The organism is Moritella yayanosii, assembly GCF_900465055.1.
In the GTDB taxonomy this organism is placed as follows: Bacteria; Pseudomonadota; Gammaproteobacteria; order Enterobacterales; family Moritellaceae; genus Moritella; species Moritella yayanosii.
Genome location: NZ_LS483250.1, coordinates 2,879,593 through 2,892,969 on the forward strand (window position 1 = coordinate 2,879,593; position 13,377 = coordinate 2,892,969).

9 protein-coding genes are annotated in these 13,377 nt (G+C 42.6%); 4 read left to right on the forward strand and 5 right to left on the reverse strand.

Annotation, left to right across the window (positions count from 1 at the left end):
- Positions 1-102: 102 nt before the first annotated feature.
- Complete coding sequence (gene argE, locus MORIYA_RS13345; RefSeq protein ID WP_112715906.1) at positions 103-1,254, forward strand: acetylornithine deacetylase; 1,152 nt, start codon at positions 103-105, stop codon at positions 1,252-1,254.
- A gap of 154 nt (positions 1,255-1,408) precedes the next feature.
- Positions 1,409-4,039, forward strand: coding sequence for a phosphoenolpyruvate carboxylase (gene ppc / locus MORIYA_RS13350; protein ID WP_112715908.1), 2,631 nt, complete (start codon positions 1,409-1,411; stop codon positions 4,037-4,039).
- A 142-nt stretch (positions 4,040-4,181) separates the two neighbouring features.
- Here the strand turns inward: ppc and metF are convergent, their stop codons facing one another.
- Both metF and MORIYA_RS13360 read right to left on the reverse strand, forming a co-directional pair.
- Entirely contained in the window at positions 4,182-5,069 is an 888-nt protein-coding gene (metF, locus tag MORIYA_RS13355; protein ID WP_112715910.1) for a methylenetetrahydrofolate reductase, read from the reverse strand.
- Positions 5,070-5,212: 143 nt separating this feature from the next.
- Positions 5,213-7,636: a bifunctional aspartate kinase/homoserine dehydrogenase II gene (locus MORIYA_RS13360; RefSeq protein WP_112715912.1), complete on the reverse strand. Its 2,424-nt coding sequence runs from the start codon at positions 7,634-7,636 to the stop codon at positions 5,213-5,215.
- A gap of 176 nt (positions 7,637-7,812) precedes the next feature.
- On the opposite strand from MORIYA_RS13360, the gene metJ reads away from it, so the two are divergent.
- A complete protein-coding gene (metJ, locus tag MORIYA_RS13365) occupies positions 7,813-8,139 on the forward strand; it encodes a met regulon transcriptional regulator MetJ (RefSeq protein WP_112715914.1) in 327 nt (108 codons plus the stop codon).
- A gap of 154 nt (positions 8,140-8,293) precedes the next feature.
- On the opposite strand, the gene MORIYA_RS13370 is transcribed toward metJ, so the two are convergent.
- From MORIYA_RS13370 to rpmE, 3 genes are all read right to left on the reverse strand, one after another.
- Positions 8,294-8,890, reverse strand: coding sequence for an RNA-binding S4 domain-containing protein (locus MORIYA_RS13370; RefSeq protein WP_112715916.1), 597 nt, complete (start codon positions 8,888-8,890; stop codon positions 8,294-8,296).
- A gap of 106 nt (positions 8,891-8,996) precedes the next feature.
- Positions 8,997-10,238 carry a malic enzyme-like NAD(P)-binding protein gene (locus MORIYA_RS13375; RefSeq protein ID WP_112715918.1) on the reverse strand — a complete coding sequence of 414 codons (1,242 nt, stop codon included), beginning with the start codon at positions 10,236-10,238 and terminating at the stop codon, positions 8,997-8,999.
- Between the two features lie 404 nt (positions 10,239-10,642).
- The gene (gene rpmE, locus MORIYA_RS13380; protein ID WP_112715920.1) at positions 10,643-10,855 is read right to left on the reverse strand and encodes a 50S ribosomal protein L31; all 213 of its coding nucleotides are present in this window, start codon (positions 10,853-10,855) and stop codon (positions 10,643-10,645) included.
- Between the two features lie 233 nt (positions 10,856-11,088).
- On the opposite strand from rpmE, the gene priA reads away from it, so the two are divergent.
- Positions 11,089-13,290 (forward strand): primosomal protein N', encoded by a 2,202-nt coding sequence (priA, locus tag MORIYA_RS13385; protein ID WP_112715922.1) that lies wholly within the window; start codon positions 11,089-11,091, stop codon positions 13,288-13,290.
- Positions 13,291-13,377: the final 87 nt, after the last annotated feature.

The window sequence follows — 13,377 nt, forward strand, 5'->3', positions numbered from 1 at the left end:
ACCCATACGTTGTAAAGTAAGGAGGATTAGAGAATAAAACAAATTACATTTTTATGCAACTTTTATGCATAAAAAAACAATAAGTCATAACAGGGACGTAATATGCAACTACCTAAATTTAGCGAACTTTATAAATCACTGATCCTAACACCGTCAATTAGCTCATTAGATAAAGAGTTAGATATCAGTAACAAACCTGTTATTGAATTACTTTCTAGTTGGTTCAGCGAACTTGGGTTTAGCATTAATATCACCAGCGTCCCTGAAACCAATGGTAAATTTAATCTAGTCGCTACTTACGGCCAAGGCGATGGAGGTTTATTACTGGCAGGGCACACCGATACCGTGCCATTTGATGATGGTTTATGGACCAAAGACCCATTTAAGTTAACCGAACAAGACGATAAATGGTATGGCCTAGGCACGATTGATATGAAGGGGTTTTTCGCCTTTGTATTAGAAGCATGTAAAAACATTGATTTAACAAAATTAGATAAACCATTGCGTATTCTCGCGACAGCTGATGAAGAAACCACCATGGCAGGCGCCAGAGCAATTGCCGCAGCACAAAGTTTCCGACCTGATTATGCCGTTATTGGTGAGCCAACAGGTATGGTGCCGGTATTTATGCACAAGGGACATATGTCCGAAGCAATCCGTATTACCGGACGCAGCGGTCACTCTTCAGATCCTGCTAATGGCATCAATGCTATTGAGATCATGCATCAAGTAACCGGACAGTTATTGCAGCTGCAACGTCAATTAAAAGCACAATACGCCTGCGATCATTTTGTTATCCCCCAACCCACGCTTAATTTTGGCCATGTGCACGGTGGTGACAGCCCCAACCGGATCTGTGGCAGCTGTGAATTGCACATCGACATGCGCCCAATCCCTGGGGTAAGTCCCGATGAATTATTCATGTTACTTAACCAAGCATTACTGCCGATCACGAAGCAATGGCCTGGTGCTGTTGATGTTTATCATCTCCATGAGCCTATCCCTGCTTATGCATGCGATACTGATTCAGCGTTAATTAAGTTAGCTGAAAAGCTCACAGGTGAAGCCGTTATCTCCGTCAATTACTGTACCGAAGCGCCGTTTATTCAACAACTTGGCTGCGATACCATTGTCATGGGGCCGGGCAGCATTAACCAAGCACATCAACCTGATGAATATTTAGATCTATCTACAATTAAACCTACACAGGCTATTATCCAAAAACTGATTGAAGAAACATGTAAAACTAACTAGATAATTATCAATTTGTAGTAAAATTACACCCGATATCACAATTAATCGTATTAATTGCACGATTTCATTGACGAATGTCACTAAATATAGTTATTTTACACACATAACGATAATAGTTGTTGCCGTATTACATCACTGAATTGAAGGATTATGTATGTCAGATAAATATGCAGCGTTACGAAGTAATGTCGGCTTATTGGGCCAAGTACTAGGGAATACAATCAAGGATCATCTTGGAGAAGAGTTCTTAGATAAGATTGAAACCATTCGTCAACTAGCAAAATCATCCCGTGCGGGTAATGATAAAGACCGCGCACAATTACTCACCGTACTACGTAACCTCTCTGATGATGAATTACTACCAGTAGCGCGTGCGTTTAGTCAATTCTTAAACCTGGCTAACATTGCCGAGCAGTTCCACACCACATCACGTAATTGTGCAGATAACGTGTGTGTGCCTGACTCTATCGATGAGCTGTTTGCGAAACTCAATAACTCTGAAATCAGTGAAGAAGAGGTACTTGCTGCGGTTAAGAATCTTAAAATCGATTTAGTGCTCACCGCACATCCAACTGAAATCACCCGCCGTACCCTGATCCACAAACATGGCGCCATCAATGAATGCCTTAGCCAGTTAGAACTGACTGAGTTAAGTAGCCAAGAACGCGATGTCTTCATGGCGCGTATTGAACAATTGGTATCACAAGCTTGGCATACCAACGAGATCAGAACTGTACGCCCGACGCCTGTTGATGAAGCTAAATGGGGATTTGCCGTAGTCGAAAACTCATTATGGGATGCGGTACCAAACTTCTTACGTAGTCTTGATAAACGGCTGCAAGACCGCTTAGATTACCAATTACCGATTGACGCTGCACCGGTTAAGTTTACCTCTTGGATGGGCGGTGATCGTGACGGTAACCCGTTTGTGACATCAACCGTTACCGAAGAAGTACTACTCACCAGTCGTTGGATGGCTATTCACTTGTTCCTTAAAGATGTTACACATCTCAGCAGTGAATTATCCATGAATAACTGTGACAACACATTACGTGCATTAGTCGGTGAAAGCCACGAACCGTATCGGGTAATACTAAAACAGTTACGCAGCGAACTCACCGAAACCTTAGCCAGCTTAACGGCACAATTAAAGGGTGAAGACAACCAAAGCCGTGACATCATCACCACAACAGCGCAGTTACGGGAGCCATTGTTAGCTTGCTATAACTCACTGAACGCTTGTGGTATGCGGGTGATCGCCCAAGGCGCATTACTCGATACTATTCGTCGCGTTGAATGTTTCGGTGTGAGTTTAGTAAAACTTGATATCCGCCAAGACAGTGATCGCCATACTGATGTGCTAGCCGAAATCACCCGTTACCTGGGTCTCGGCGATTATGCCCAATGGAGCGAGCAAGATAAACAAGCATTCTTATTACAAGAACTGAATAGTAAACGGCCATTGATCCCACTATGCTGGCAACCTTCTGCAGAAGTGCAAGAAGTTCTCGATACTTGTCGCACGATAGCAAAACAAGATCCAGAATCACTGGGTATTTACATTATTTCAATGGCACGTAAAGCCTCTGATGTATTAGCCGTACAATTACTCTTAAAAGAAACCGGCTGCCCATTCCGCCTACCGGTGGCGCCATTATTCGAAACCTTAGACGATCTGAACAATGCCGGTACAGTCACCGCCAGCTTATTAGCCATCGACTGGTATAAAAACTACATCAATGGCCATCAATATATCATGATCGGTTATTCTGATTCTGCCAAAGACGCCGGTGTCATTGCCGCATCTTGGGCGCAGTATCGTTCACAGGAAATCTTGGTTGAGATCTGTGAGAAAGAAGACATTAAGCTGACTTTATTCCATGGCCGTGGTGGTAGCATCGGTCGTGGTGGTGCACCTGCACATGCCGCCTTATTATCACAACCTCCAGGGTCATTAAAAGGCGGTTTACGGGTAACAGAACAAGGCGAAATGATCCGTTTTAAGTTTGGCCTTGCTAAGGTTGCAGAACAAAGCTTAAACCTCTACACCAGTGCGATCCTAGAAGCGAACTTACTGCCACCGCCAGCGCCTGAACAGGCTTGGCGTGATGCAATGGATCAGATGTCTGCGGATTCATGTGAAGAATATCGTTCATATATCCAAGGTCATGAAAAATTCTTACCGTACTTCCGCTCTGCAACACCTGAGCTAGAATTAGGTAAACTGCCACTTGGTAGCCGCCCAGCAAAACGTAAACCAAACGGTGGCATAGAAAGTTTACGTGCCATTCCTTGGATCTTTGCATGGACCCAAAATCGCTTGATGTTACCCGCATGGTTAGGTTGTACTGCCGCATTCAAAAACATGCTCGATTCAGGTAAACGTGAAACGCTGCAAGAAATGCAACAGCAATGGCCGTTCTTTAATACTCGTATAGAAATGTTCGAAATGGTATTTTTGAAAGCCGATGCCTGGTTAGCTGAATATTATGACCAATGTCTGGTGACTGAAGATCTTTGGCCTCTGGGTAAAGAGTTACGCGCCAATTTAGCCCTAGCAACAGAGCTTATTATTGGTTTAAACCCAAATACGCAATTACTTGATGCTCAACCTTGGATTAAGAAGTCAATTGAGTTACGTAACCCGTATACCGATCCGCTGAATATCCTCCAAGCTGAGCTACTCAGCCGCGCACGTAGCAGTAAAGAAGTGAATCCTAATGTCGAACAAGCCTTAATGGTGAGTATCGCAGGTGTTGCAGCAGGTATGCGCAATACTGGCTAATCTGGATAATAACTAGCTGATAATAAAATGCCGACATCATCGTCGGCATTTTTTATTAAAATATATACCCAAGCCACTTCAAAATGCACAATCAGCATCTTGAAGTGACTTGGGTATAAGCTTACTGCAGTAAGTACGATGACTATCTTGGGCGCACACCTAAAGTATGACAAATAGCATACGTTAGATCAGCCCGGTTTAACGTATAGAAATGAAAGTCCTTCACCCCTTCGCGCGACAATATTTTCACTTGGTCAATGGCAATACTGGCGCCAACCAGATTACGTGTTGCTTGATCATTGTCTAAACCTTCAAACTGACTGTGCATCCAATTCGGCACTTTTACATTGGTCAATTTTGAAAACTTACATAAGGTTTTATAATTGGATACCGGTAAAATACCCGGCACAATTTCTTTATCAATGCCCACCGCAGCACAACGATCACGGAAACGTAAAAAGCTCTCAGTATCAAAAAAGAACTGAGAAATAGCACGATCAGCACCGGCATCAATTTTATCTTTTAGCGCCAATAGATCGGCTTGGGCATTTTTTGCCTCAGGGTGGACTTCTGGATAAGCCGCTACCGAGATATCAAAGTCATTCACTTCTTTCAGTAGTGCAACGAGATCGGCCGCATACATATCAGGTTGATTCAATCCTGGTGGTAAATCACCCCGTAAAGCGACGATATTACGGATCCCGTTATCCCAGTAATCCGTTGCAATCTGTTTCAACTCTTGGCGGTTAGCGTCAATACAAGTGAGGTGTGGCGCAGCAATCAAACCCGTTTCATTCTTTATCTGTTTGATAATGTCATGAGTACGATCACGGGTACCAGAATTGGCACCGTATGTCACCGACACAAATTTAGGGTTTAACGCTTTTAGACGATTAATCGATTCCCATAGGGTAGACGTCATTGCAGGTGAGTTAGGCGGGAAAAATTCAAAAGAAACGTTAATATCACGTCCCAATTCAGAAACGCTTTGATTTAATACTTCAATATTTTGTGCATTGTGAAAACTCATACTTATATCCCTCAAGATGTTTAGACGTCCATACCTCTTTACGTCTTAATCATCACAAGTTTGGTGGATAAAGTCAACGCACATAATTCATCTTAAACATGAATTATATGCGGTTTGGTTTTCGGCAGGCGCAAAGGCCAAAATTAACGCGCGAGCAGCTTACATAATTGGAAAAGATCAGATTGAATAGCGCCCGCAGTCACATCTCGACCAGCACCCGGACCTTGGATCACTAAGGGGTTATGACGATACCAATGGCTATTAATCGAGAAAATGTTGTCGCACGGCAATAAGTTAGCAAATGGATGGGTTGGCTCTAAGAACTCTAAGCCAACCTGCGCTCCTGCTTTGCGGCTAAAACGGGCAACATAGCGTAATACTAAACCCTGCTTTTTGGCCTTATTAAACATATGTAATATTTTGTCATCGAGTGCTTCACAATGTTCTAAAAACTCATCCACGTTAAATGCCATGAGTTCTGCTGATACCAATGACTCTAGTTTGATATCGCTAAGTTCCATGTCATAACCCGCTTCACGGCTTAAAATAAGTAATTTTCGCTGCACGTCCTTGCCGGATAAATCTTCACGAGGATCGGGTTCTGTTAGCCCTTGTTGCCAAGCTTGTTCGACTAATTGCGAGAAGGCAATTTGACCATCATATTGTTGAAACAACCAAGATAAGGTACCAGAGAAAATACCGCTCACCGCAGTGACTTGATCACCACTGTGTTGCAGCATCTCCATAGATGATTGGATCGGTAATCCTGCGCCGACCGTGGCGTTATATAACCAATGGCTTTCATTATCACTAAAGCTTTGCTTAACCCGATTATAAAACTCGCTGCTCGCTGCGCCAGCAAATTTATTGGCGGAAATCAGGTGGAAACCATGTTGAGCAAATTCAGGATAATAATAACTGATTGCTTCACTGGCGGTAATATCAATAATCACCAGTTCATCAAACGGGTGCAATGCAAGATTAGATAATAGCTGTTCCCAAACAAACGCTTCAGGTTGGAAGTCGTCAAGTACCGTCGCGGCATCCAGACCATTAAAGTCTAATAGCCCACCCTGCGATCCATATACACCGCATAAACACAGTTCTACATTTTGTTGTTCAGGTACTTTATGCATTTGTTTAGCGAACAGAGATAACCAACCAGCGCCAATATTACCTTTACCAAATAACACCACACCAATGCGTTTTGGCTGTTTAAATAACGCGGTGTGTAATTCTTTCAATAATGGTTCGAGTACTACTTTTTGCAATACTGCACAAATACTTAAACGATTATCACCGGTTTGTACAAACGTCAGATTGTGTTCTGAGATCAGTTGATAAAACTGATGTGACTGTAACGCATTTTCAGTGACACCAGAACCGACCAGCGCCACCATACAAAAACCACTCAGCAGATTAATAGCGAGAATCTGCGGTTGCTGCAGTTGGTATGTCTGTAATGTCGTGAGTGCAAACTCGACAATTTCAGCGGTATAGCCTAATCGCACCACATGCTCTGTGGGACGACGTTTTATACAAATAGGGGATAATTGTTGCTGTGCAAGCAAAGTAATCAACTGATTGTATTGTTGTTGGTAGTCAGCATGCTGATCGAATTGAATATCGACTAAGTGCAGATCATCAATCGAGGTAACGATTTTAGCGCCCTTACCTTTGGGTAAACGACGGTGGATCTGGGTTGAGCCTTCGCTAGGAGTATAACTACAGCGCAGTTGGACATGTTGTTTACTCTCAACCACAGGTTGTAATGTACGTGCATGTAATACTGGTGAACCTAAACGCGCGAGTTCTGCTGCTTCGTCGAGTGACAGTTTAGTTTGTAACTCAGCATCTTTTACCCGACGTGGATCAGCACTAAATATCCCGGCAACATCACTCCAGATCGTCGTTTGCTCAGCATCGACTAATGCGCCTAACAAGGTTGCAGAATAATCCGAACCATTACGTCCTAATGTGATGGTTCGCTGCTGTCCATCCGCAGCAATAAAACCGGTCACCACAACACGGTTATGTAGGTTCGCTAAACACGCAGTTAATTTTTGGCGAGACACCATTTCATCAACCACAGGTTGCGCGGCTAATTCCGTGGTTAAAAACAGGCGAGAATCTAAATCATTGGCAGGTAGTTCACTTTGACTCAGTAACGCCGCTAATAATCGGGCTGACCATACTTCCCCATGTGCAAGGATTTGGTTTTTAGCATAAACATCAAGATGAGCTTCTAATAAATGCCCTATGGTATGAATATCATCTTGCAGCGCAGCAGTGAGTTGTATACATAAGTCATCTGCTAATAATTCCGCAATTAACTTGGCTTGATATTCACACGTGGCAATAAGACGCTCAGACGCAGCTTGATCACCATCTGCAGCCAATTGTAATAACTCTAATAATTGGTTGGTGGTTTTACCTGCTGCAGAAACAACAATCAGATCGCGGGCTTGCGTATGCTCGCTAATAATCGCCAACACACGGCGATAACAAGTGGCATCCGCTAAACTACTGCCACCAAATTTATGAATACTGCGCTTAATTGCGTCCATGCGTTCTCCCGAACTTAATATCAATTAACGTATTACCTGTAACTCAAAACATACACTATTAGGTTGCCACAGGTCAATAGACGTCTAGAGCTCTTTACATACTGATTGCCAACAATCCAATTCAAAGGTAAACTTGTCACTTATTCATTAAATAATAATTTACACAAAGGTCAAAAATGACAAAGTGGAACGGCGAGTATATTAGCCCCTATGCAGAACATGGGAAAAAGAGTGTACAGGTTAAAAAGATAACTGTTTCAATCCCTCTGAAAGTACTCAAAGTACTTACAGATGAAAGAACTCGCCGTCAGATTAATAATCAACGTCACGCGACTAACAGTGAACTGTTATGCGAAGCATTTTTACATGCTTACACGGGTCAGCCATTACCGGCTGATGACGATTTAGGCAAAGACAAACCAGACAACATCCCCGCAGAAGCCAAAGCACAGATGTTAGCACTGGGTATCAATATCGATGATTATTTAGAGCAAGATGATTAGTCATTAAATAACGAGTGCCAAATAAACAACGACTGAAAATAAAACAGGCGCACCTTTTATAAAACAGGCTCCAATAATAGGAGCCTGTTTTGATCTAATCTGTAACCAATGCGCTATCTAGACGCGCATTGTTGCTAATACCTTAACGTAAAATCTAAAAACTAAACGGTGCCGCGCGGCCTTTTTTCTTTTTCTCAACTGGTTTCGGTGCCGCTACTGTTACTGGTTTAGCTTCAGCTTTTTTCTTTTTCTTCTTTTCAGGCTGTTCCCAGATATCTGCAGGGATGCTATCGACAGCAGGCTTAGCAACTGGCATTGGTGCAATAAATACAGCTTCAACAACCGCTTCGTCTACAGCGTGAACGTCAGTAACACCTTGCTCAACAGTATTGTTCTCGGTGAAATCGTCTTCAGTAACATCGTGTTCTGCAATATAGCTTGCTACCGAATCAGACTCTAAAGCCGCAGGATCAACAAATTCTTCTTCATCAGCAATATCGTATGCTGCAAGTTCTTCCGCAGACATCACTTGATACGCTTCACCATTAAAGCCGATGATATCGCCAAACATGATTTTTTTACGTTTACGCGTTTCAACTTCACCATTCACATACACATAACCGTCTGCAATATAGTTCTTCGCTTCACTGCCCGAGGTCACTAAATTTTCGATTTTTAAGATCTTATATAGTTCAATTGGTTCTTCAGCGACAACAACAGGGATAACTTCAATTTCATATTCTTCAGACATGGGAACCTTAAATGTGAGCAAATAGCAGAACTGTATACAAGTATAAGCCCAGAAATGCAAACGCCAAGGATAAACCTTTGGCGTTTAATAAAACTATGCAGTAAGTTTACAGCATATAATTTTCAGGTAGTTCGACACGGGCAACGCCAGTTTCTACCGCGGCTAGCGCAACAGCACGTGCGACGCGTGGCAATAAACGTGGATCCATTGGTTTTGGAATGATGTACTCAGTACCAAACTCTAATGATTCCACACCCGATGCAGTCAATACAGACTGTGGTACTTCTTCTTTAGCAATCTCACGGATCGCATGAACAGCGGCTACTTTCATCGCTTCATTAATCACACTGGCACGTGCGTCTAATGCACCACGGAAAATAAATGGGAAGCACAGCACGTTATTCACTTGATTTGGATAATCAGAACGACCGGTTGCCATGATCAGATCTTGACGTGCCGCGTGAGCCAATTCCGGTTTGATTTCTGGATCCGGATTCGAACAGGCAAAAATAATCGGATTATCGGCCATTAATTTAACATCGTCAGCAGCCAATACATTGGGGCCAGATACACCAACAAATACGTCAGCACCGTTAATTGCATCTTGCAATGTACGCTTGTCGGTATTATTAGCAAAACGTTGCTTATATTCGTTAATGTCATCACGACGAGTGTGGATCACCCCTTTGCGGTCTAACATGTAGATTTTTTCACGTTGTGCGCCACATGAAATCAACAACTCCATGCATGCAATAGCCGCTGCACCAGCGCCCATACAAACAATAATCACTTCCGCGATGTCTTTACCTTGAATGTCTAGCGCATTAATCATACCCGCAGCGGTTACGATTGCAGTGCCGTGCTGATCATCATGGAATACTGGAATATTACAACGCGCAATGAGCGCTTTTTCAATTTCAAAACATTCTGGTGCTTTAATGTCTTCTAAGTTAATGCCACCAAATGTATCCGCGATATTCGCGACGGTATCAATAAATTCTTCAGTTGTACGGTGTTTCACTTCAATATCGATTGAATCAATATCAGCAAAACGTTTAAACAAGAGTGCTTTACCTTCCATCACTGGTTTTGATGCCAGTGGGCCTAAATTACCAAGGCCTAAAATAGCCGTGCCGTTAGTGATCACCGCCACTAAGTTACCTTTAGCCGTATATTTGTAAGCATCGTCAGGATTAGCAGCAATTTCACGCACTGGTTCTGCGACACCCGGGCTATATGCTAGAGAAAGATCATCGGCGGTTTCTGCTGATGTAGTAAGTTGAATAGCAATTTTACCCGGTTTAGGGTTCGCGTGATAATCTAATGCTTGCTGTCTAAAGTCTGACATACTCAATATCCTGAATTAAATGAATGCACATAACTCACAGCCTTAATTCGAGAATAACTAAGGTGTAAGAAACAACGTTGGGGAATTAAATAATAATCGAATGTAACGCAAATATTTAACTTTAATTTAACACAGCTCACTTTTATTTTACACTGCGCTAAATGAGCTAATAATATTGTTCGCATAATTCTACAGTAATTTAAGTTGTTTATTCTACCTTTGCACTGATATTGAGTGTTTATTTTTATATAGACTGCTAATTTTAGAAGAACATTTTTACGGAAATGCAATTACGGAGATAAAATCTAAATTTTATAATTTTTTTAAACTGTTTTTCAGGTATAAAAAAAGGCACCCGAAGGTACCTTTTTGAGTTACTACAAAATTTTGTATAAATACAATTCTTATTTTGCAGCAAGAGCGCCAAAACGCTTGTTGAATTTATCAACACGACCACCAGTATCAACATTACGTTGCTTACCAGTGTAGAATGGGTGACACTTTGAACATACGTCAATCGTGATGTTTTTACCGCGAGTTGAACCAACAGAGAAAATGTTACCGCATGAACATTTTGCTTCCATAGCTGCGTATTCTGGGTGGATACCTTGTTTCATAGAAACCTCAATTATTAGTTATGTCGCCATCTGAAACACTGCCAGACACCACATAAAGTTATAGAATTTTTAGGCTGCGAATAATATAGGATCTTACCCCCCAATATCAATAGCTGATGCATAAATAAACTGCAATTAGAACATTAAACAGAAAATATCAAGACATTACCTAGTTAACAGCCGTAAACTGTTTACCGAAGTACAGATTTAGCCCGTAAAAGAGAGTTGAGTAAATGCCCGTTGTCGCCGTTGCCGTTCCCGTTCATTTAAACAGAACCTTTGATTATATTTACCCTGATGATGCGCACATTCAACCCGGCATGCGGATCTGTGTGCCCTTTATGAATAAGCAATTAATTGGCATTGCGCTGGCAACTAAAAACGACAGTGAATTTCCGCTGGCAAAACTCAAACCGATTATCAATGTACTCGATGATAATGCGATTTTATCGGCTGACATGTTAGCTTTTTTCAATTGGTGCGCTGATTATTACCATTACCCGATTGGTGAAGTGATCGCCCAAGCCTTACCGGTATTGTTACGAAAGTTAGAATCAGCCAAGTTAAACAGTTACACATTCTGGCAGTTAACCGATAGTGCCCATGACTTAACGGCTCAGGAATTAAATCGTTTAACCCCTGCGCAATTACAAACCATCAAGTTACTGGCTGAAACGGGGTTAACCCAATCACACTTAAAATTAGCCAATATAAAATCAACCACCATCAAAGCATTACAAGACAAAGGGTTGATTAGCCAAGAATACATTAAGATCCAAGATAACGATGCGCAACACTGGCGCCAGAATCTGGTGATTAGTGATAATCGCCCCACCCTCAATACCGAACAAGCAATTACGATAGCGGCCATTGATATTAATCACTTTGCCACTTATCTACTTGATGGGGTAACAGGCAGTGGTAAAACCGAAGTTTATCTCAATGTCATCGAAAAAGTATTAAAGATTGGTAAACAAGCACTGGTATTAGTCCCTGAAATCGGTCTTACGCCACAAACAATTTCACGCTTTAAGCGTCGTTTCAATGTGCCTATCGTCGCCTTGCACTCTGGTTTAAATGATGCGGAGCGTCGTGAGGCTTGGCTTGAAGCTCAAGCTGGTGTCGCCGGTATCGTGATAGGTACCCGGTCGGCGATATTTACGCCCATGCATGATTTAGGCGTGATCATTATTGATGAAGAACATGATGGGTCGTTAAAACAGCAAGAAACATTTCGTTATCATGCTCGCGATCTGGCTATTGTCAGAGCCCAGCGGAATAACATTGCCGTGGTATTAGGTTCTGCCACCCCGGCGTTAGAAACGCTGCACAATGCTCTGACAGGTAAATATCGTCATTTGCAGCTAACCCAACGTGCGGGTAATGCCCAGATGCCGACCCACCACCTGATCGACATTAAAAATCAATCCTTAGACTCTGGCCTCTCTGCTGAGTTTATGGCATTAATGGCAACCCATTTAGCCGCTGGTAATCAAGTCCTGTTATTTCTCAACCGCCGCGGTTATGCACCCGCCGTCATGTGTCATACCTGTGGTTCGATGGCAGAATGTCAGCGTTGTAATACCTATTACACCTATCATCAATCGCGCAATGTATTGCATTGTCATCATTGCGACGAACAGTTTCCTAAACCACGTCGTTGTCCGAGTTGTAATTCCAATGAAATAATGACCGCCGGTTTTGGTACTGAGCAGTTAGAGGCCATGCTCAATAATCACTTCCCACAATACCCGATTATTCGTATTGACCGAGATAGTACCAGCCGCAAAGGCAGTTTAGAAAAATCATTAGAAGCCGTGCGTAAGCGAGAATTTCGGATCCTAATTGGCACGCAAATGCTCGCCAAAGGTCATCATTTCCCCGATGTCACGCTGGTTGGACTCATCGATGTGGACAGCGCCCTGTTTAGCAGTGATTTTCGCGCCCCTGAAAAACTCGCGCAACTGTTTGTGCAAGTATCTGGTCGAGCCGGACGTGCTGCCAAACAAGGTGAAGTGGCCATTCAGACCCATCATCCTGAACACGAATTAATTCAAGACCTGATTAATAATGGTTATTCTCACTTTGCCCAAACTGCATTACACGCCCGCTCTATGGCAAATTTACCGCCTTATAGCTTTCAAGCCTTGTTCCGTGCAGAAGCCCATCAGTTCAGCGATGCCAATGCCTTTTTAGTCGCAATAAAACAACTCGTTCAAGCGCATAACCACAATCCACAACTGCTTTGTTTAGGGCCGATGCCTGCCCCCATGGAGAAACGCGCGGGTAAGTACCGTTTACAACTATTACTGCAAAGTCCGCAACGTCAGCACATCTCTCACCTATTACGTCAAATAATGCCCAAAATAGAAGCATTAAAGTCTGCACGTAAAGCCCGTTGGTCATTAGACGTAGATCCAACCGAAATGTTGTAAGGATATCGGCATTTATCCGCTGATTAGCTAGTCAAATGCCCCTAACCACGCTAAAATGATCGGTCTATTTCATTCATCATTGCTAGT